This window comes from Micromonospora sp. NBC_00421, assembly GCF_036017915.1.
GTDB lineage: Bacteria > Actinomycetota > Actinomycetes > Mycobacteriales > Micromonosporaceae > Micromonospora.
In genome coordinates this window covers 3,440,810-3,460,269 of the sequence record NZ_CP107929.1, presented here as the reverse complement: position 1 = coordinate 3,460,269, position 19,460 = coordinate 3,440,810, and the positions used below count along the sequence as shown (strand labels likewise).

The 19,460-nt window shown below is 73.3% G+C and carries 21 protein-coding genes; 12 read left to right on the top strand and 9 right to left on the bottom strand.

Annotated elements, in window-relative coordinates; genetic code table 11:
• Positions 1-984, top strand: coding sequence for a DNA topoisomerase IB (locus OHQ87_RS14300; RefSeq protein ID WP_328348566.1), 984 nt, complete (start codon positions 1-3; stop codon positions 982-984).
• Between the two features lie 198 nt (positions 985-1,182).
• On the opposite strand, the gene OHQ87_RS14295 is transcribed toward OHQ87_RS14300, so the two are convergent.
• The 4 genes from OHQ87_RS14295 to OHQ87_RS14280 form a co-directional block, all read right to left on the bottom strand.
• On the bottom strand, positions 1,183-2,214 hold the full coding sequence (locus tag OHQ87_RS14295) for a helix-turn-helix domain-containing protein (RefSeq protein ID WP_328348565.1): 1,032 nt from the start codon (positions 2,212-2,214) through the stop codon (positions 1,183-1,185).
• Positions 2,215-2,837: 623 nt separating this feature from the next.
• Positions 2,838-3,341: a hypothetical protein gene (locus OHQ87_RS14290; RefSeq protein WP_328348564.1), complete on the bottom strand. Its 504-nt coding sequence runs from the start codon at positions 3,339-3,341 to the stop codon at positions 2,838-2,840.
• 62 nt (positions 3,342-3,403) lie between these two features.
• Positions 3,404-5,035 (bottom strand): RecQ family ATP-dependent DNA helicase, encoded by a 1,632-nt coding sequence (locus tag OHQ87_RS14285; protein WP_328348563.1) that lies wholly within the window; start codon positions 5,033-5,035, stop codon positions 3,404-3,406.
• Between the two features lie 130 nt (positions 5,036-5,165).
• Positions 5,166-5,291 carry a hypothetical protein gene (locus tag OHQ87_RS14280; protein WP_328348562.1) on the bottom strand — a complete coding sequence of 42 codons (126 nt, stop codon included), beginning with the start codon at positions 5,289-5,291 and terminating at the stop codon, positions 5,166-5,168.
• Positions 5,292-5,430: 139 nt separating this feature from the next.
• On the opposite strand from OHQ87_RS14280, the gene OHQ87_RS14275 reads away from it, so the two are divergent.
• Positions 5,431-6,918 (top strand): glycoside hydrolase family 3 protein, encoded by a 1,488-nt coding sequence (locus OHQ87_RS14275; protein WP_328348561.1) that lies wholly within the window; start codon positions 5,431-5,433, stop codon positions 6,916-6,918.
• A gap of 27 nt (positions 6,919-6,945) precedes the next feature.
• Here the strand turns inward: OHQ87_RS14275 and OHQ87_RS14270 are convergent, their stop codons facing one another.
• Positions 6,946-8,172, bottom strand: a complete 1,227-nt coding sequence (locus tag OHQ87_RS14270; protein ID WP_328348560.1) for a cysteine desulfurase-like protein — start codon at positions 8,170-8,172, stop codon at positions 6,946-6,948.
• 83 nt (positions 8,173-8,255) lie between these two features.
• Here OHQ87_RS14270 and OHQ87_RS14265 point away from each other — a divergent pair, with 83 nt between their 5' ends.
• The 7 genes from OHQ87_RS14265 to OHQ87_RS14235 all read left to right on the top strand — a co-directional run bounded on the left by OHQ87_RS14265 (position 8,256) and on the right by OHQ87_RS14235 (position 12,678).
• A complete protein-coding gene (locus OHQ87_RS14265) occupies positions 8,256-8,618 on the top strand; it encodes a hypothetical protein (protein WP_067306974.1) in 363 nt (120 codons plus the stop codon).
• 63 nt (positions 8,619-8,681) lie between these two features.
• Positions 8,682-9,503 (top strand): DUF1206 domain-containing protein, encoded by an 822-nt coding sequence (locus OHQ87_RS14260; RefSeq protein WP_328348559.1) that lies wholly within the window; start codon positions 8,682-8,684, stop codon positions 9,501-9,503.
• Between the two features lie 79 nt (positions 9,504-9,582).
• Positions 9,583-10,818, top strand: coding sequence for a mechanosensitive ion channel family protein (locus OHQ87_RS14255; protein WP_328348558.1), 1,236 nt, complete (start codon positions 9,583-9,585; stop codon positions 10,816-10,818).
• A gap of 254 nt (positions 10,819-11,072) precedes the next feature.
• Positions 11,073-11,507, top strand: a complete 435-nt coding sequence (locus tag OHQ87_RS14250; protein ID WP_328348557.1) for a phage holin family protein — start codon at positions 11,073-11,075, stop codon at positions 11,505-11,507.
• A complete protein-coding gene (locus OHQ87_RS14245) occupies positions 11,504-11,869 on the top strand; it encodes a DUF3618 domain-containing protein (protein ID WP_328348556.1) in 366 nt (121 codons plus the stop codon). The genes OHQ87_RS14250 and OHQ87_RS14245 overlap by 4 nt, the downstream gene beginning before the upstream one ends.
• Positions 11,866-12,138, top strand: coding sequence for a DUF4235 domain-containing protein (locus tag OHQ87_RS14240; protein WP_282342645.1), 273 nt, complete (start codon positions 11,866-11,868; stop codon positions 12,136-12,138). Before OHQ87_RS14245 ends, OHQ87_RS14240 begins: the two co-directional genes overlap by 4 nt.
• Positions 12,139-12,474: 336 nt before the next feature.
• Entirely contained in the window at positions 12,475-12,678 is a 204-nt protein-coding gene (locus tag OHQ87_RS14235; protein WP_067306996.1) for a cold-shock protein, read from the top strand.
• Positions 12,679-12,868: 190 nt separating this feature from the next.
• On the opposite strand, the gene OHQ87_RS14230 is transcribed toward OHQ87_RS14235, so the two are convergent.
• Together OHQ87_RS14230 and OHQ87_RS14225 are read right to left on the bottom strand one after the other, a co-directional pair.
• Positions 12,869-13,063 (bottom strand): hypothetical protein, encoded by a 195-nt coding sequence (locus OHQ87_RS14230; protein WP_328348555.1) that lies wholly within the window; start codon positions 13,061-13,063, stop codon positions 12,869-12,871.
• A gap of 88 nt (positions 13,064-13,151) precedes the next feature.
• The gene (locus OHQ87_RS14225; RefSeq protein WP_328348554.1) at positions 13,152-14,135 is read right to left on the bottom strand and encodes an aldo/keto reductase; all 984 of its coding nucleotides are present in this window, start codon (positions 14,133-14,135) and stop codon (positions 13,152-13,154) included.
• Positions 14,136-14,220: 85 nt separating this feature from the next.
• On the opposite strand from OHQ87_RS14225, the gene OHQ87_RS14220 reads away from it, so the two are divergent.
• Together OHQ87_RS14220 and OHQ87_RS14215 are read left to right on the top strand one after the other, a co-directional pair.
• Positions 14,221-15,015, top strand: coding sequence for a trans-aconitate 2-methyltransferase (locus OHQ87_RS14220; RefSeq protein WP_328348553.1), 795 nt, complete (start codon positions 14,221-14,223; stop codon positions 15,013-15,015).
• Positions 15,012-16,031, top strand: a complete 1,020-nt coding sequence (locus OHQ87_RS14215) for an adenosine deaminase (RefSeq protein ID WP_328348552.1) — start codon at positions 15,012-15,014, stop codon at positions 16,029-16,031. Before OHQ87_RS14220 ends, OHQ87_RS14215 begins: the two co-directional genes overlap by 4 nt.
• A gap of 308 nt (positions 16,032-16,339) precedes the next feature.
• Here the strand turns inward: OHQ87_RS14215 and OHQ87_RS14210 are convergent, their stop codons facing one another.
• Both OHQ87_RS14210 and OHQ87_RS14205 read right to left on the bottom strand, forming a co-directional pair.
• Positions 16,340-17,743: a HAMP domain-containing sensor histidine kinase gene (locus OHQ87_RS14210; protein WP_328348551.1), complete on the bottom strand. Its 1,404-nt coding sequence runs from the start codon at positions 17,741-17,743 to the stop codon at positions 16,340-16,342.
• Positions 17,744-17,772: 29 nt separating this feature from the next.
• Positions 17,773-18,462, bottom strand: coding sequence for a response regulator transcription factor (locus OHQ87_RS14205; RefSeq protein WP_328348550.1), 690 nt, complete (start codon positions 18,460-18,462; stop codon positions 17,773-17,775).
• Positions 18,463-18,535: 73 nt separating this feature from the next.
• On the opposite strand from OHQ87_RS14205, the gene OHQ87_RS14200 reads away from it, so the two are divergent.
• Positions 18,536-19,456: an ADP-ribosylglycohydrolase family protein gene (locus OHQ87_RS14200; protein WP_328348549.1), complete on the top strand. Its 921-nt coding sequence runs from the start codon at positions 18,536-18,538 to the stop codon at positions 19,454-19,456.
• Positions 19,457-19,460: the final 4 nt, after the last annotated feature.

Below are 19,460 nucleotides of genomic sequence, written 5' to 3'. Positions count from 1 at the left end.
GTGCGACTGCGGCGCAGTGATCCGGGTCGGGCGGGGTACGGGCGTCGCCGGCGCGGCAAGGGCTGGAGCTTCCTGGATCGGCACGGTGCGCCGGTCCGGGATCCCGACGTGCTGGCCTGGCTGGGTGAGCTGGTGATCCCGCCCGCCTGGTCCGACGTCTGGATCGCGCCGTATCCCAACGGGCACATCCTGGCCACCGGGACCGACGCGGCCGGCCGCAGGCAGTACCTCTACCACCCCGAGTGGCGGCGCAGGCGGGACGAGGCGAAGTTCGACCACGTGCTGGAGGTGGCCCGTCGGCTGCCGACCCTGCGCGCGCGCATCACCGACGACCTGGCCGGCCCGGGGCTGAACCGGGACCGGGTGCTGGCCACCGTCGCCCGGCTGCTCGACATGGGCACCTTCCGGGTCGGCAACGAGCAGTACGCCGTCGGCGAGGACGCCACCTTCGGTGTCTCCACCCTGCGCCCGGAGCACGCCCGGTCCCGGGGCGGCTGCGTGGTCTTCGAGTTCCCGGCCAAGGGCGGCATCGCACAGGTCCGCCGGATCGAGGACCCGGAGCTGTGCCGGGTGCTGACCAACCTGCGTCGACGGCGGCGGGCCGAGGAACGGCTCTTCGGCTACTGGGACGGCCGGGCCTGGCGGGACGTGCGCAGCGACGACGTGAACGGCTACCTGCGGGACGCCAGCGGCGGTGAGATGACCGCCAAGGACTTCCGTACCTGGCATGCCACCGTACGCGCGGCCACCGAGCTGGCCACCGTCGGGGCGCAACGTTCCGTGACGGCCCGTCGCCGGGCGGTGGCCGGGGTGATGCGGGCGGTGGCCGACCTGCTCGGCAACACGCCCACGGTTGCCCGGACGTCGTACGTGGACCCCCGGGTGGTCGACCTGTACCACGACGGCGTGGTACTGCCGGTGACCTCCGGTTTCCCCCGTGAACAGGCCGAACGGTCGGTGCTGGAGCTACTGGAGGAGGCCTGACCGGCCCCGCCGCGAATCCTGGGGGAAATGCGACGGGGCCGGGGCCTGGCCGGTCGGGGAGCTTGTCGCGTGGCGTCGGCCCGGACCCGGTGGGTGCGGCACCGGGCGGGCCGTCCATGACGCTGGGTCACGGACGCCACGCCACGGTCCCCCGTTACCGTTGGGCCGCACGGTCGGATGACCCTCGGCCCACTGTCATTATGTCCGTCCTGAGTTGACTTCGGACGCCGGGCTGTTGACGATCCGTGCCTGTTGAAGGTGGACCGTCCGGTATTCCTGCGGTGTCAGCCGGTGGGCGGCCCGGAAGGTCCGGCTGAAGTGGGCCTTGTCCCGGAAGCCCCAGCGGGTGGCTACGGCCTGGACCGGCCGGTGTGCCAGCGCCGGATCGGCCAGGTCCCGCCGGCACCGCTCCAACCGCAGCTCACGGACGTACGAGGCGACAGTGGTCTGCTCCTGTTCGAAGAGCCGGTGCAGGCTCCGGACCGAGATGTGGTGCGCCTCGGCGATCGAGCCGGGGGTCAGGCCGGCGTCACCCAGGTGTCGCTGGATGTGGTTCTGCACCTGGGCGAGGAGCGCCCGACGGCGTACCTCGCGGGGCATGTCGTCCTCGGCGACCAGATGCCGGCCGAGCATGGTGGAGATCAGGTCCAGCGCCACCCCGCCGAGTCGCTCGGCGTCCGCCTGCCGGTACTGCTCCGGGTACGAGGTGATCCGGGTCAGGTACTGGGCGACGAGCGCGCCCAGCCCCTCGGTGGCCGACATCCGGCCCGCCAGCAGCGGAGTGAGCCGCTCCGGCGACAGCGGCATCGCGCCGTAAGGGATCAGGGCGACCACCGAGGCGGCGTGCTGCTGCTCGCCCTCGTCACCGAAGCCGCTGACCTCGTGGGGGCGCGAGCCGTCGTAGAAGGTGAACTCCCCGGCACCCAGTCGGCTCTGCCGGCCGTCCTGCCCGACGACGCCGGCGCCCTCGGTGGTGAGGGCGAGCATATGGAAGTCCACCTCGGTACGCCGGATCAGCTTCGCGGTGCGGACCGCCTCCAGCGACGGGTAGCGGTAGCGCACCAACTGGACCGGCCCCAGCTCGACGAACTCGGCCCGGGCCCGGAAGTCGTGCTGGTGCGCGGAGCGGATCCGCAACGGCGCGGCGGTCCGGGCGACCAGGTCGAGCCACATCCCGAACCGTTCCGCAGGTGGCAGTTGTTCGGTGTCGATCATTGCGCGGTGCACCATGTCCGGCCTCCCCGTCGGCGGGCACTACCCCTCCATTCTGGACGAAGGGGCCACCGATCCGCTCCCAACCGGCAGTGACTCACAATTCTCATCGACATGGCGGTATCGAAACGGCACCGGGAACGGGAACGGGACGGCGCGCTGCTGCTTCGGCGCGACGGGATACGGCGACATTGGCGAACTTGAGTTGACCGGCGGATTCGGGCTCGCCGCTCATCGCTTCCCGGTGCTGGCTCCGGATGGGTGGGGGTCACCCGTCAGGTGGGAGGTGGACGGTCTGTTGTGGCAGCCTGCCGGTTCCGGCTCGACGGTGCGGCCGCCCCCTCTGCGGTGCCGTCGCCAGCCACGCAACATCGTGCTTCTTCATGGTTCGTGCTACTTCATGGTTGTAGGGGCCTTCGGGCATGGCGAGGCCACTACGACCACGTTCGAGCATGACCTTGCAGTCGACGGACAAGGCCCGCCGCCGTTGCACCCCGCACAGGTGGTGGTGCCGTCGCCTCGAACTCGGTGGAAACGCCGGCCAGGTGGGTCAGGTGGTGGAGACCACCCGAGGGTGGGCGCTGCGGCACGGCGGCGGGCCGGGCCGCCCACTGGCGACCCGGCCCGCACCACGCTCGGCGTCAGTCGTTGAGGACGTGGGAGAGGCGGTCGCGGAACTTCCGCTCCGAGTCGCTGACCTGGTCGCCGCCGATGCCGAGCAGCCCTCCGCTGGACGCCGCCCCGACCACCTGCTCGGCGATCTCCACCAACCAGTGCCGGTACGCCCCGGCCTCACCCTCGTCGACCTTGGCGGTCAGCAGGGCGGACGCCTGCCCGGCCCGGACCAGCACGTCGTCGATGAGCGCCTGCGGGTCGGACGGTGAGATCACCGGCAACTCCTCGCCGGCCTCCGGGTCGCCCACCCGGGACACGATCTCCCCGGCGACCGCGGCGACCAGCGGGCTGGCCGACTCCCGTCCGGTGCCGATGGTCTCCAGCCCGGCCGCGTTCTCGGCGCGGGTCCGCCGGGCACCGTCCGACTCGGCGGCGCTCGCCGCGGTCAGGACCGACTGCGGCAGGCCGACCAACAGCCCCCACTCCTCGTCGGAGAACCCGAACCCGGTGTACGCCGGCTGTTCGATCACGACTGAGCCCCTCTCGGTTGTTTCACTGCAGGCACCGCACGCCGGCGGTCGCCCGGGTCAGGCTAGTCCAGCGTCAGTAGACCCTGTTCGGACACCACGCGCACGGAGAGCGTCTTGTAGCCCACCTCGTCGAAGAGCACCGTCATCCGGTCGTCCTCGTAGTTGAGCACCAGTCCGGGACCCCACTCCGGGTGCCGGACCTGGCTGTGCACCGGGAACGGGCCGACCGCACCGCTGTCGGCGACGCTGGTGCCGGCGTGGCAGTTGTCGCAGTGCCCGCAGATCTGGGACATCTGCTCACCGAAGTACGCCAGCAGCACCTGCCCCCGGCACCCGGTGGTCTCGGCGAACGCGCGCATCATGTCGGTACGGGAGCGGGTCACCGTCTGCTGCCGTTCGGCCTCGGCCAGGGCCGCCGCGCCGGCCTCGGCCGGGGTGGGGGAGTAGCGCGGGGCGCCGATCTTCTGCCCGGCCCGGGGCTCGGCCGCGCCGATCTGCTCCAGCAGGGCCAGGTACTGGCCGAGCTTGCGGGGCCCGAGGCCGGTCGCCTCGCGCAGGGCCTTCTTCGTGGCCGGCCGACGACGCAGCAACGCGGCCAGGTCCCGCAGCTCGGTCTCGTCCGGCAGCCCGCCGGAGAAGTAGCGTTGCAGCCCGACGTCCTCGGCCCGCCACAGCAGCAGCACCCGGGCCGGTGCACCGTCGCGGCCGGCCCGGCCGATCTCCTGGAAGTAGCTGTCCGGCGAGTCGGGCAGCGCCATGTGCACCACCCAGGCGATGTTCGGCTTGTCGATACCCATGCCGAACGCCGAGGTCGCCACCATGATCGGCACCTGGTCGGCGAGGAACGCCTCGTGCAGTGCGTGCCGGGCGGCGGTGGGCATCCCCCCGTGGTAGTACTGGGTGGGAAGACCGGCGGTGGTCAGCCGGTCGGCCAGCTCCTCGGCGGCCCGTCGGGTCGGCACGTAGATGATGCCGGGCCGCTCGTCGTCGCGCAGCAGCGCGGTCAGCCGCCGCCAGCGGTAGTCGTCGGTCGGGCAGTAGGCGACCTCGATGAAGAGGTTCGGCCGGTCCAGCCCGGAGACCACCACCTCGGGGTCACGCAGCCGCAGCCGCGCGATGATGTCGTCGCGTACCGGCGGGGAGGCGGTGGCGGTCAGCGCCACCACCGGCGGACGGCCGAGACCGTCGATCAGGTGGCCCAACGCCAGGTAGTCGGGGCGGAAGTCGTGCCCCCAGGCCGAGATGCAGTGCGCCTCGTCGATCGCCACCAGGGCCGGTGCCAGCGATTTCACCTCGGCCATCCGGTCGGGGTTGCTGAGCGCCTCCGGGGTGATGAAGAGGAACTCGGCCCGCCCCTGCCGGATCTCGGTGATCGCCTCGGCCTGCTGGGCCGCGCTCTCGTCCGAGCTGATCCGTACCGCGCGCAGCTCGGGGCGTTGGCGTTCGTTGAGCGCGGCGATCTGGTCCTGCTGAAGAGCGAGCAGGGGTGAGATCACCACCGTCGGCCCGGGGATCAGGCTCGCCGGGATCTGGTAGATCGCCGACTTGCCGGCTCCGGTGGGGAGCACCACCAGGGCGTCGCGTCGTTTCATCACCGCGCGCATGGCGGCGAGCTGGTTGGGCCGCAGCGCGGTCCAGCCGAAAAGGCTGCGCGCCGCGCGGCGCAACGTCGTCGAGTGCATGGACAGCTTCATCGAGGGCCGGAGATACCCGAGTGGATCGAGGCCGAAACCGCTCCCACGGGATCCGCGCGTCGCCCGGTGTGGGCGGTGCGGGGCAGGTCGATCGGCGGTCACCCGGGGTGCCGTCATGATCAGCTGGGGGTCACCGGCGACCGAGCATTGCCCGGATGGCGGCCAGCAGCAGCAACCCGCCGACCACCAGGCCGAGCAGGCGTACGCCGGGAATGTCGGTCGGCGAGGTGGCGTCGGCGAGTGGCGGCAGGTCCATCCCCGCACTGTCGCACGCGGCCCCGACCGACGCCAGGCAGTAACAGTAAGGTTTATTGACTATTACCTCGCCCGGTGTGACCATGGCAGCACCGCGACGGCACCGGGCCGTCGGCACGCGACGGGGGTACCGGGGCCGGATGAACGAGCGCAACCTGGCGGGCCTGGCCGCCACCGTCCTGCAACCCGGCTTCGTCGGCACCACCCCGCCCGACTGGGTCTGCCGGTGGCTGGCCGACGGGCTCGGCGCGGTGGTGCTGTTCGCCCGTAACGTCGTCGACCCGGAGCAGGTGGCCGCGCTCACCGCGACCCTGCGCGCCGAGCGTCCCGACGTGCTGGTGGCCATCGACGAGGAGGCCGGCGACGTCACCCGGATCGAATCCGGCCGGGGCAGCTCCCGCCCCGGCAACCTCGCCCTCGGCGCGGTCGACGACCCCGCGCTCACCGAGGAGGTCGCCCGCGACCTCGGCCGTGAACTCGCCGCCCTCGGCGTCACCCTCAACTACGCGCCGGACGCCGACGTCAACATCAACCCGGCCAACCCGGTGATCGGGGTGCGTTCGTTCGGCGCCGACCCGCACCTGGTCGCCCGGCACACCGCAGCCTGGGTACGCGGCCTCCAGTCCGCCGGGGTGGCCGCCTGTGCCAAGCACTTCCCCGGCCACGGCGACACCCGGGTCGACTCGCACCACGACCTGCCCCGCATCGAGGCCAGCCGGGCCCGCCTCGACGCCGGCGAGCTGGTCCCCTTCCGGGCCGCCGTCGCCGCCGGGGTGCAGGCGGTGATGACCGGGCACCTGCTGGTCCCGGCCCTCGACCCCGACCTGCCGGCCACCCTCAGCCGCCGCATCCTCGGCGACCTGCTCCGCGACGAGCTGGGCTTCTCCGGTGTGGTGGTCACCGACGCGGTGGAGATGCGGGCCGTCGCCGACCGGTACGGCTTCGCCGGCGCCGCCGTCCGGGCGCTCGTCGCCGGGGCGGACGCGATCTGCGTCGGCGGGGAACGCGCCGACGAGGCCGCCGCCCGCTACCTGCGCGACGCCATCGTGGCCGCGGTGCTCGCTGGCGAGCTGCCCGAGGAGCGGCTCGCCGAGGCCGCGAAACGGGTCGGTCAGCTCGCCGAGTGGAGCACCGCCGCCCGCGTCGGTCGCCCTGCCGGCGCCCTGCGCCCGGTCGACGGCTCACCGGTCGGCCTGACCGCGGCCCGGCGGGCGGTCCGGGTCAGCGGCGACCCGGTCGGCCGGCTGCCGCTGACCGGTGCCGCGCACGTGGTCGAGTTCGCCCCACCGCACAACATCGCCATCGGCGCGGAGACCCCGTGGGGCCTCGGCGCTCCCCTGGCCGACCTGCTCCCCGGCACCTGCACCGTGCGGTTCACCGAGGCCGACCTGCCCGCCGACCCGACCACCGGGGCCGCCGGTCGGCCGCTGGTGCTTGTGGTACGGGACCTGCACCGGCACGACTGGATGCGGGCCGCCGTCGACCGGGCGTTGGCCACCCGGCCGGACGCCGTCGTCGTGGAGCTGGGCGTGCCCGAGCTGGTCACCGGCCGGCTGCACCTGGCCACCCACGGCGCGACCCGGGCCGCCGCCCGCGCCGCCGCCGAACTGCTCGCCGGAGCCCGCTGACCCACCGGGGCGGCCCGGACCGGTGGGTCAGCCGACCGGCTGTTCCTGCCGGGCGGCCAGCCGGTCCAGGTCGGCCAGCAGCCGGTCCACCTCGTCGACGGTGTTGTAGTGGTAGACGCTCGCCCGGACCGCACCACCACTGCCGCGCCACCCGAGCGTCTGGAAGTACTCGTAGGCGTAGTAGTCACCACTGGACAGGCAGAGCCCGGCGGCACCGAGTGCGGCGGCCAGCCCGGCCGGCGTCCACCCGGCCAGCCGGAACGACACGGTCGGGCAGCGACGCGCGCCGGCCGGCAGGACGGTCACCGCCGGCCTGGCGGCCAGCCCGTCGCACAGCCGGGCGAAGACCGTCTCCTCGTACGCCTGGGCGGCGGCCAGCCCGGCGCGGACCCGGGACCGGCGGTCACCGGTGGTGCTCGGGTCCAGCCCGGCCAGGTGGTCGACGGCGGCGGCCACCCCGGCCAGCAGCGGGAAGCTCGGGGTGCCGGCCTCGAACCGGTCGGGTACGGCGTCGGAGGAGGGGACCAGCTTGGCCGGGTGCATCGCCGCCCACCGGGCCGGGGCGGCCACCATCGCCGCCAGGTGCGGGCCGGACCACTTGTAGGCGCTGGTGACCAGGAAGTCCGCGCCCGAGGCGGCCAGGTCGGTCGGGCCGTGCGGCACCGAGTGCACCCCGTCCACGCAGACCAACGCGTCGACCGTGTGCGCGGTCGCGGCGATCGTCGCCACGTCCGGCATCGTGCCTGTCGCGTTGCTGCCGGCCGTCACCGCCACCAGCCGGGTCCGGTCACCGACCAGGTCGGCGTACTGGTCGGCGGGTAACTCCCCGGTGGTCGGGTCGAACTCGGCCCAGCGCACGGTGGCCCCCGCCGCCTCGGCCGCCTGCACCCAGGGCCGTACGTTGGCGTCGTGGTCGAGCCGGGAGACCACCACCTCGTCGCCCGGACGCCAGGTGGCACCGAGCGTGCGGGCCAGGGTGTACGTCAGCGCGGTCGCGCTCGGCCCCAGCACCACCCCGTCCGGCGCGGTGCCCAGCAGGTCGGCCACCGCGCTCCGGGCCTGCGCCACCAGCTCCAGCGAGCGCCGGCCGGGCACGGAGGCGGTGCTGCGGTTGCCCACCGCGATCCGCATCGCGTCGGCCACCGCGTCGATCACCGACTGCGGGGTCTGGGTGCCGCCGGCACCGTCGAAGTGGGCGAAACCCTCGGCGAGCGCGGGGTACGCGGCCCGGACCCGGGTGATGTCGAACGGCATGCCCCGGACCCTAGCCCGCCGCCACCGGCCGTCGAAGATCCACCCGGGTGGCGCGGTGGGCCGCGTCTCGTACCCTTGGTGGGGTGACGAAGCGAAGCGCCACCGCCCCCACCCCTCTCCGTCGGACCGCCGGCCTGCTGGCCGGCCTGGCGCTCGGCGTGGCCGTGCTTGCCGGATGCAGCTCGGACGGCGCGGACACCGACTGCGGGCTGGACGCCTGCACGGTCACCTTCGACCGGGGCGTCGACGCCAGCGCCTCCATCCTCGGCGTCGAGGCGAAGCTGATCGGTGCGCAGGGTGACCAGGTGACCGTCGAGGTCGCCGGGGAGCAGCTCTCCCTCACCATCGGCCAGCAGGCCGCCGAGGTGGGGGGGTTCGCGGTCACCCTGGACAGCGTCACCGACCAGCAGGTGCAGATCCGGGTGGCGCGCAACGCCGGCAGCTGACCAACCCCCGGGAGCAGCGGCGGACCACGTTTGAGAAGCTTCGCGAGCGGAGATTGTGGCGCCATGCCACTCACCCGGAACGCCGAAGCCACCGCCGCCCGCACCGCGGACAGCCGCTGGCTGGAACTCCTCGCCCGGGCCGGTTTCATCGGCTACGGGATCGTGCACCTGCTCTTCGCCTGGGTCATCCTTCAGATCGCCTTCTCCAACTCCGGCGAGGAGGGCAACCAGAACGGCGCGCTGCGCGCCCTGGGCGCCCAGCCGATGGGCAAGTTCCTGCTGATCGCGATCGCCGTCGGGCTGATCGCGATGGCCATCTGGCAGGCCCTGGAGGCGGCCGTCGGCCACCGCGCCAGGCAGGGCAGGGAACGCCTCTTCGAGCGGATCGCCTCGGTGGTCCGTACCGTCATCTTCCTCTGGCTCGCCTGGACCGCGATCAAGGTGGTCCAGGACGCCAGCTCCAACAGCGCCGACCAGCAGGAGCAGTTCAGCGAGAAGCTGATGGCCTCCAGCGGCGGTCGCTGGCTGGTCGGGCTCGCCGGGCTGGTGCTCGCCGCCGTCGGCATCGGCATGATGATCTACGGCTACAAGAAGAAGTTCGAGCGGAACCTGAAGACCGGCGAGATGAGCCCCAAGACCCGGCAGTTGACCCGCCGGCTCGGCATGGCCGGCTACATCGCCCGGGGTGCGGTCTTCGCCGTCGCCGGTCTGCTGGTCGTGGTCGCCGCGATCAACTACGACCCGGAGAAGGCACGCGGTCTGGACGCCGCGCTGCGGACCCTGCAGGACCAGCCGTACGGCCCGTTCATCCTGGCGCTGATGGCCCTCGGTATCGCCGCGTTCGGGGTCTACTGCTACTTCCAGTCCCGGTTCCGGAAGATCTGAGCCTGGCCGACACCGGAAACGCCGGGCACCATTGGGCTTTTGCCCGAACGGGCTCGCCCGGCCGGAAGGAGACAACCACGTGCGGAACTACCTGGAGACGATCGCCGCCGCGGCCACTGCGGCGGCGATCGCGTTGCTGCTCGTCGAGGTGGTGCACCGGGTGATCCGGCGGCTCGGCCGCCGGTCCCACCTGATGACCGAGCTGACCGCGCACGTGCACCGGCCGTTCCAGGTCGCCGGCACGGTGGTGGCCGTGCAGTTCGCGGTCCGCTGGACCACCGGCTACGCGATCGGCACCGGGTTGCGGCAGGCGATGCTGCACATCCTGGTACTGGGCGTGGTCGCTGCGGTGGCCTGGCTGGTCGCCGCGCTGCTCGTGGTGGCGGAGGACACCGCGCTGGCCCGGTTCCTGCGGGTGGACGTGCCGGACAACCGGCACGCCCGCCGGGTACGCACCCAGGTGGTGCTGCTGCGCCGGCTGACCATCGTGGTGATCGTGGTGCTCGCCGTCGGCGTGATGCTGATGACCTTCCCGGCGGTACGCGGCATCGGCGCGGGCGTGCTCACCAGTGCCGGGGTGGTCGGTGTGGTCGCCGCGCTTGCCGCGCAGAGCCTGCTCGGCAACGTCATCGCCGGTCTTCAGCTCGCCTTCAGCGACGCGGTCCGCCTCGACGACGTGGTCGTGGTCGAGGGGGAGTGGGGCCGGATCGAGGAGTTGACGCTGAGTTACGTGGTGGTCCAGATCTGGGACGACCGGCGGCTGATCCTGCCCACCTCGTACTTCACCAGCACCCCGTTCCAGAACTGGACCCGGACCGAGGCGGCGGTGCTCGGCACGGCCGAGTTCGACCTCGACTGGTCGATCCCGGTGCAGTCGATGCGCGAGGAGCTGCGCCGGCTGGTCGAGGGCACCGAGCTGTGGGACGGCCGGGTCTGCGTGCTCCAGGTCACCGACGCCACCGGTGGCGCGGTCAAGGTCCGGGCCCTGGTCAGCGCCGCAGACGCCGGCAGCCTGTGGGACCTGCGCTGCCTGGTACGCGAACACCTGGTCGGCTGGGTGCGCGACCACCGGCCCACCGCGCTGCCCCGGACCCGTACCGAGTTGGGTGACTCCTCCGGCAGCCTGCCCTGGCAGTGGGTGCAGCCGCGCCGGCCGGCCCGTCGCAGGCAGGACGGCGAGGTGCCCGACGACGCCCGGGTCTTCGGTGGCAGCGACGACGGCGACGCCCGCAGCGAGGCCTTCGTCGGCCCCGACACCGATGCCCGGGGCGACGCCCTGGTCGGTGCCGACCAGAACGCGGACGCCCGGCGCTGATCCACCGGCAGCTGTCGCCCGGCGCTGCGCCACCGGCGGCTGTCGCCCGGCGTTGAGTATCGGGTGCCGGCTGCCCGGCGTGAGCCACCTCGAAGCCCTCGCGACCCCGGGTCGTGGGGCTTCGTCGGATCCGCTTCCGCGTTTTGCCGGACGTTCCGGCCCGACCTGGGGTCAGATGTGGTTGGTAACCGTGCGCAGGATTGACGGACGGCGGCTCCGGGCATACAGCGCGGTGATGACGAAAGGAGGACAGCATGGCTGACGTCGCGAACCACCACACGTCCCGGACCGGGAGCGAACCGTCCACCGCCGAGCTGGTGCAGCGGGCCACGGAGCAGGTTTCCCGACTGGTCCGGGACGAGCTGGCCCTGGCCCGGGCGGAGCTGACCCAGAAGGGCAAGCACGCCGGGATCGGGATCGGCCTCTTCGGCGGGGGCGGGGCACTGGCCCTGTACGGGCTCGGCGCGCTGGTCGCCGCCGCGATCCTGCTGCTGGCCCTGGTGCTGCCCGCCTGGGCGGCGGCGCTGATCGTGGCGGTGGTGCTCTTCCTCATCGCCGGGGTGCTCGCCCTGGTCGGGAAGAAGCAGGTCAGCCAGGCGGTCCCCCCGATGCCGGAGGCGACGGTCCGCAGCGTCCGCGCGGACGTGGACACCGTCGCCGCCGCGGTGAAGGACAGGGGACGGGCATGACCGGCACGACAGGCAGTAACGGGGCGGGCAACGGCACCGGTGACACCGAGGCGCTCCGCGAGGAGATCCGGCGGACCCGGGTGGAGTTGGGCGAGACCGTGGAGATGCTGGCCGCCAAGGCCGACGTGAAGGCACGGTTGAAGGACTCGGCGGAGCAGGCGAAGGACCGGGTGCGTGAGCAGGCCGCGCTGACCGTGGCGCGGGTACGGGGCCAGGCGGCGCAGGGCGCCGACATCGCGCGGGCGCAGGCGTACGACACGGGGGTCGCGGTCCGGCGTAATCCGGTGCCGTGGGCGACGGTGGCGGCCGGTGCGGTCGCCGTGGTGGTGGTGTTGTTGATCGTTCGGGGGAGGCGTAGGTGAGCAAGGGGATCGGCAGGACCGCGTACAAGCCGGTCGGGGTGCTGCTGGGGCTGGCCGCGGGCACGCTCGCGGGGGCGATCTTCCGGCAGGTCTGGAAGGCGACCGCCGGCGACGGTGAGGCGCCCGACCCGACCGACGAGGATCGTCGCTGGGGCGAGATTCTCGCGGCGGCGGCATTGCAGGGGGCGATCTTCTCGGTCGTCCGCGCGGCGGTGGACCGGGGCGGTGCGGTAGGCGTGCGGCGGTTGACCGGGCGCTGGCCGGACTGACCGGTCGGTCACCACGACCTGCCCGCCGACCAGCCGCGACACTGGGCTCAGACGGCCTGTCGGCCCCCCGAACGTATCGACGGTCGGGGGGCCTTTCGCATGTTTTCGGCGACCCTGCAAGCGGGCGTCGGGCATCCGTCAGGTCACATGTCGGAGAATTTCGTCGATTAGGCTGTGCAGAGTTTTTGGGTACGTGGTTTGCTAATCCCCGCTGTTGCGAGATGGCGTGGGTCGAGAGAAGCCTGCCACTGTGGAGGCCGCCTCAGGCTCCGCTGCTCGAAAACGGCCAATCGGCCGCACGGCATGCTCGGCCGCCAGTTTTAGAAGGAGATACACATGGCGCAGGGAACCGTGAAGTGGTTCAACGCTGACAAGGGCTTCGGCTTCATCACCGTCGACGGCGGGGGTGCTGACGTGTTCGTCCACTTCTCGGCCATCCAGTCCAGCGGCTACCGCTCGCTGGAGGAGAACCAGCGGGTGGAGTTCGAGATCGCCCAGGGTCAGAAGGGTCCGCAGGCCGAGCAGGTCCGCCCCCTCTGAGCCAAGCCGGTCGGCGCTGCCGGCCCGGGTGATCCGGCCAGCCGGATCGACGAGAAGCCCCGTGTCCCCGAGGGACGCGGGGCTTTCCGCATCGGTCTCCCGCGCGCTGTGCCGCCGGAGCGATCGGTCTCCCGCGCGCTGTGCTGCCGGAGCGCGGCTGTGCCGCCTCGGCCGGTGGCGCGGCGCGGTATCAGGGCAGCCGGCGGGAGCGCAGGCCGCGCCAGAGCAGCACCAGCCCGGCCAGCACCAGCAGCGGCCCGACGAACGCCCAGAACCGCTCGTCGGTCATCACGCTGCCACCGACGTACCCGAGGCCCTGGACCGTCCAGACGGCGCCGACCACCACGGCCAGCAGGCCCAGGGTGAGGGTGAGCCAACCTCTCACCGGTCCCCCTTCCGTGGACCGGTCGATCCGGCCCGGTCACCAGGATGCGGGCCGGATCGCGCCGAGGCGACGACCCGGCCGGCGTGGCTCACCACCGGTCGTGCACCCGGGGCCGGACCAGCTCTTCGTAGACCGAGCGGACGGTGTCTAGTTCGGCTGCCGTCAGCGCCGGGGAGCCGGCTGCGGCGGCGTTGCCCCGGGCCTGCTCCGGGCTGCGGGCACCGGGGATGACCACGGTCACCCCGGGCTGGTCGACGATCCACCGCAGGGCGAACTGGGCCATCGTGCGCCCGTCGCCGACCAGCGGGGCGAGCCGCCGGACCACGGTCAGGCCGAGGTCGAAGTCGACGCCGGAGAAGGTCTCGCCGACGTCGAAGCTCTCCCCGTGCCGGTTGTAGGTGCGGTGGTCGTCGGCGGCGAAGGTGGTGTGCTCGTCGTACCGGCCGGAGAGCAGGCCGCTGGCCAGCGGCACCCGGGCGATGATCCCGACCCCGGCCGCGGCGGCGGCCGGCAGCACCTCGTCGAGGGGCTTGAGCCGGACCGCGTTCAGGATGATCTGCACGCTTGCCACGCCCGGCCGGGCGATCGCGGTGAGCGCCTGGTCGCAGGTCTCGACGCTGACCCCGTAACCGGCGGTCCGCTTCTCGGCGACCAGGGTGTCGAGGCCGTCGAAGACCCGGTCGTCGGCGAAGACCTCGCTCGGCGGGCAGTGCAGCTGCACCAGGTCGAGGGTGTCCACGCCGAGGTTGGCCCGGGACCGGTCGGTCCAGGCCCGGAAGTTGTCCAGGGTGTACGCCTGCGGCGTCTGCTCGACCCGGCGACCCATCTTGGTGGCGACGGTGAGCCCGTGCCCGGGATTGTCCCGCAGGAACCGCCCGATCAACTGCTCGCTGCGGCCGTCGCCGTAGACGTCGGCGGTGTCGAGGAAGGTGACCCCGGAGTCCACGGCGGCGGCGAGGACGGCCAGGGCGTCGTCCTCGCTGACCTGTCCCCAGTCCGCGCCGAGCTGCCAGGCACCGAGACCGACCACACCCACCTGCCGGCCGAGCCGGTCGAAGCTGCGCTGTTCCATGCGGTCGAGCCTAGTGACCAGGTTGCCGAGCCGCAGCGCGGGTCGTAGGGTCACCACAAAACGTACGTACGGTTTGGAGGCCGTGATGTGGGATCCGACCAGCTACCTGCGCTACGGCGACGAACGGTCCCGACCCTTCCACGACCTGCTCGCCCGGGTCGACGCCGACCGACCGCGGGCGGTGGTCGACCTCGGCTGCGGACCGGGCACCCTGACCGCGACCCTCGCCCGCCGCTGGCCGGCCGCCCGGATCGCCGGCCTCGACTCCTCCCCGGAGATGATCGACCGGGCCCGGATGCTCGACGCCCCTGTCGACTTCACGGTCGGTGACGTCGCCGACTGGCACCCCACCCCCGACGTGGACGTCCTGGTCGCCAACGCGGTGCTCCAGTGGGTGCCCGACCACCCGGCCCTGCTGCGCCGCTGGGCCGGCGAACTGCCGCCCGGTGGGTGGCTGGCGTTCCAGGTCCCCGGCAACTTCACCGGCCCCTCGCACCGGGCGCTGCGCGAGGTCGCCACCGACCGCCGCTGGTCGGCCACCGTCCGGCCGCTGCTGCGCGAGACCCCGGTCGACGACCCGATCGGGTACGCCGCCGCGCTGACCGCCGCCGGTTGCGCCGTCGACGCCTGGGAGACCACCTACCTGCACCGGCTGCCCGCCCCCGCCGACGCCGAGCACCCCGTGCTGAGCTGGCTGGACGGCACCGCCCTGCGCCCCGTCCGGGCGGTGCTGGACGACACCGCCCTGGCCGACTTCCGCGCCGCGCTGGGAATTCTGCTGGCCGACGTGTACCCGGTACGGCAGGGTCAGGTGTACTTCCCGTTCCGTCGGATCTTCGTGGTCGCCCGCACCGGCGCCCGTGCAGAGGAGAAGCAGTGACCGACCTGTCCACCTTCATCGCCGAACTGCCCAAGGTGGAGCTGCACGTGCACCACGTGGGCTCCGCGTCCCCCCGGATCGTCGCCGAACTGGCCGCCCGGCACGAGGGACGCAGCCCCGTGCCGGCGGACCCGGACGCGCTCGCGGACTACTTCGCGTTCCGCGACTTCGCCCACTTCATCGAGGTCTACCTCAGCGTCGTCGACCTGATCCGGGACGTCGACGACGTCTGGCTGCTCACCCACGAGGTGGCCCGGGAACTGGCCCGGCAGCAGGTCCGGTACGCCGAGCTGACCGTAACCCCGTACTCGCACGTGCGCCGGGGCATCCCCGCGCCGGCGTTCTGCGAGGCCATCGAGGACGCCCGCCGACGGGCCGAGGCCGACTTCGGCATCGCGCTGCGCTGGTGCTTCGACATCCCCGGCGAGGCCGGGCTGCCGGCGGCCGAGGAGACCCTGCGGATCAGCCTCGACGAGCGCCCCGACGGGCTGGTCGGCTTCGGCCTCGGCGGGCCCGAGATCGGGGTGCCCCGACCCCAGTTCAAGCCGTACTTCGACCGGGCCCGGGCGGCCGGGCTGCGGTCCGTGCCGCACGCCGGGGAGACCACCGGCCCGCAGACCGTCTGGGACGCCCTGCGCGAGCTGGGCGCCGAACGGATCGGCCACGGCATCTCCGCCGCGCAGGACCCGGCGTTGCTCGGATACCTGGCCGAGCACCGTATCCCGTTGGAGGTCTGCCCGACCTCCAACGTGCGGACCCGGGCGGTCGCCCGGATCGAGGAGCACCCGCTGCGGCAACTGGTCGACGCGGGCGTCCGGGTCACCATCAACTCCGACGACCCGCCGATGTTCAACACCACCCTCAACGACGAGTACGCGGTCGCCGCCCGGCTGCTCGACGCCGGCCCCGACGGGCTCGCCGCGCTGGCCCGGGAGGCGGTCTCCGCCTCGTTCCTCGACCCGGCCGGTAAGGCCCGGATCACCGCCGAGATCGACGCCCTCGTGGCCACCCGCTGACCCGCGACCGGGTCGGCCGGGTCGGCGGCCGGTGACAGCGGGAAGGGGCTGTGACAGCAGGAACGGGCTGTGACAGCGGGAAGAAGTGGTGTACGCGCGGCGGGGACTGGTGTGGGGGACCGTGCCCCCGCCGCGCGTACCGATCCACCGGCCGGTGGGTGTCAGGGGCGACAGGCCGGTGGAACTGATGGGTTCGGACACGATCCTGTCAGCCCGCGCGCCCCGCGTCGCCGTCGTTAATCCGGATCTAAGGAAACCTTGCACCGCAGCACAGTCAGCGCCGCCACGGCACTGTCGGAGGCGACCGGTCAGTCGTCCGTGGGGCGTTGCCGGGGCCAGCGGCGGCCCCCGCTCTTCTGCTCCCGCGCCTCCCGCGCCATCCGGCCCACCAGGCCGAACCGGTTGACCTGACGGGGGGTCGCCTGCGGGTCGGCCAGCAGCATCACCACGCTGGCCCCACCCAGCCGGGCCCGGTCCAGGCTCACCGAACCGTTGGCCTGCAACGCCACCCGCCTGGCGATGTCCAGCCCCAGCCCGGTCGAGCCCTGGTCGCTGCTCCCGCGCCGCAACGCCCGGTCCGGGTTCGCGATGCCCGGCCCGGCGTCGTCGATCCGGATCGCCACGTACCCGTCCCGGCGGGAGACGGCCACCTCGAACGCGGTGCCCTGCGGGGTGTAGCGGAAGACGTTGCCGATCACCGCGTCCAGGGCGGCGGCCAGCTCGGCCCTGGGCACCGGCACCGGAATCCGCAACTGGGCGCCGCTGACCCGGTGTGGTCGGTTCTGGTCGCCGGCCAGCGCCGCCCAGAACACCATCCGGTCCCGGACCACCTCGCTGACGTCACACTCGGCCGGCCCGGCCTCGTGCGCGATCGCCTTGCGGGTCGTCTTGATGAGGACGTCGATCTCCCCCTCCAGGGTGACGATCGCCTGCCGGATGCGCCGGATCGTCCGCCGCCGGTCCAACTCCGCCGGGCTGAACGAGCCGACGCTGGTGTCGTCGGAGTCCAGCCCCTCGGCGTCCAGCCGCAGCACCGTCAGCGGGGTACGCAGCCGGTGCGACAGGTCCGCCACCAGCTCCCGCTCGTCGGTACGGGCGGCCACCAGCCGGTCGGCCATCCGGTTGAACGCGTACCCGGCCTCGGCCAGCTCGCGTGGACCGGTCGGGTCGACGCGTACCCCCAGGTCGCCGTCGCCGACGGCGAGCGCGGCCCGGACCAGGCCCCGGGTGGAGTCGACCGCCCGTGCGGCGACCCGGTCCACCACGATCACCGCCGCGCCGACGAGTGCCACCGCCACCCCGGCGAGTAGCAACCAGGTGCCGCCCGCGCCCTCGTCGAGGACGGCGGTGGGCACGAAGACCTCGACCACGGCGACCCTGCCGTCGAGCACCACCGGGTCGAGCCGCACCAACCCGCCGTCGACGTCGACCACCCGCGACTGCGCCTCGCCCCGGGCCTGCTCCAGGTCGGCGGTCGAGGCCCGGCCGGCGGGCTGCTCGCCGGCCAGGCCATGCACCACCGGTCGGGTCGCCGGGTCGTCCCCGGTGGCCTCGACCGCCCGGCGGACCGCCGTCGGCTCGGTGCTGACCGCGAGCGCGCCGGTGACCATCGCCCCGCGGCGCGCCGCGTCGGCCAGCGCCTCGTCCCGTACCTCGCCCTGCAGGCTCAGCCCGAGCGGGACCAGGAACGCCAGCGCGACCAGCGCGCACATCCCGGCCGTCAGGGCGGCCAGCGCCGGCCTCAGTCGGGGGCCACCAGCCGGAACCCCACCCCCCGCACGGTGCGCAGGTAGCGCGGCTTCGCCGCGGACTCGCCCATCTTTCGACGCAGCCAGTACAGGTGAACGTCGATGGTCTGGTCCTCGCCGACCGACGGCTGGCGCCATACCTCCTCCAAGAGTTCCCGCCGGGACACCACCCGGCCAGGTCGCGCGGCCAGGTAGGCCAGCAGGTCGAATTCCTTGCGGGTGAGCGCCAGCGGCTCCCCGTCGAGCACCGCGCTGCGCTCGCCCACGTCCACCCGCAGCCCGCTGACCGTGTGCACGGCCGGGGACACGGTACGGCTGGCCCGGCCGACCCGGCGCAGCACGGTGGTGATCCGGGCGTCGAGGTGGGCGCCGGTGAACGGTTTGACCATGTAGTCGTCCGCACCGGCGCGCAGCAGCCGGACCACCGACTGCTCGTCGTCGCGGGCGGTGGCGATGATGATGGGCACGTCGGTGATGCCGCGGAGCATCCGCAGCGCGTCCGAGCCGTCCAGGTCGGGCAGGCCCAGGTCGAGTACGACCAGATCGGGGGTCTCGGCGGCGACCCGGCGCAGCGCGTCCAGCGCCGTGCCGACCGCGTGCACCGCGTGCCCCCGTTCACTGAGCGAGCGCAGCATCGCGCCCCGGACGACGTGGTCGTCTTCGACCAGGAGCACGGTGGCCACGTCAGCACCGTACTGCCCGTGGCAAGTCGGGTCCGTTGCGCCGTATCCGCGAACCGGGCAAAATGGTACGACGATGTCGTTCACCCTCTTCCCCGACGCCCGGCTGGCATTGGCCCGGGACAGCCTCGCCGGGCTGTCCGTCGGCGACGCCCTCGGTTCCCAGTTCTTCGTCCCGGGCCGGCGGCCCGAGGACCTCGCGGCCGGGCGGCTACCCACGCCGCCCTGGCAGTGGACCGACGACACCGAGATGGCCTGCTCGGTGCTGGCCGAGCTGGCCGCCCACGGCGACGTCGACCCCGACCGGCTGGCGTTGGCGTTCGCCACCCGGGCCGAGCCCTACCGGGGCTACGGGCCGGGTGCGGTGACGATCCTGCGGTTGATCCGCACCGGCACCCCGTGGCCGGTGGCCGCCGCCTCGGCCTTCGACGGGCAGGGCTCCTGCGGAAACGGCGCGGCGATGCGGGTCGCCCCGCTCGGGGCCTGGTACGCCGACTCGACCACCCGCGCGGCGACCCGGGCCCGCGCCAGCGCCGAGATCACCCACGCCCACCCGGAGGGGATCGCGGGCGCGGTCGCGGTGGCCGTCGCCGCCTCGCTCGCCGCGCGGGCCCGGCTGGACGGGGACCGCCCCGACGCGGCCCGGCTGCTCGCCACCGTCGCCGGCGCGATCGACCCGGCCGGCCAGGTGCACCGGGGGACACGCCGGGCGATCGGCCTACTCGGCCGCCCCCTCGCCGAGGTCGTCGCGGTGCTGGGCAACGGCTCCCGGGTGACCGCCCAGGACACCGTCGCCTTCACCCTCTGGGTGGCCGCCACCCACCTGGCCGACTACCCGGCCGCCATCCGCGCCTGCGTCGAGGCGGGCGGGGACGTCGACACCACCGCCGCGATCGTCGGCGGGATCGTCGGCTGTCACACCGGGGTCGGCACGCCCGGCGGGGTGCCGACCGACTGGCTCGCCGCCCGGGAGGCGCTGCCAGCCTGGCTCGGCTGACCGG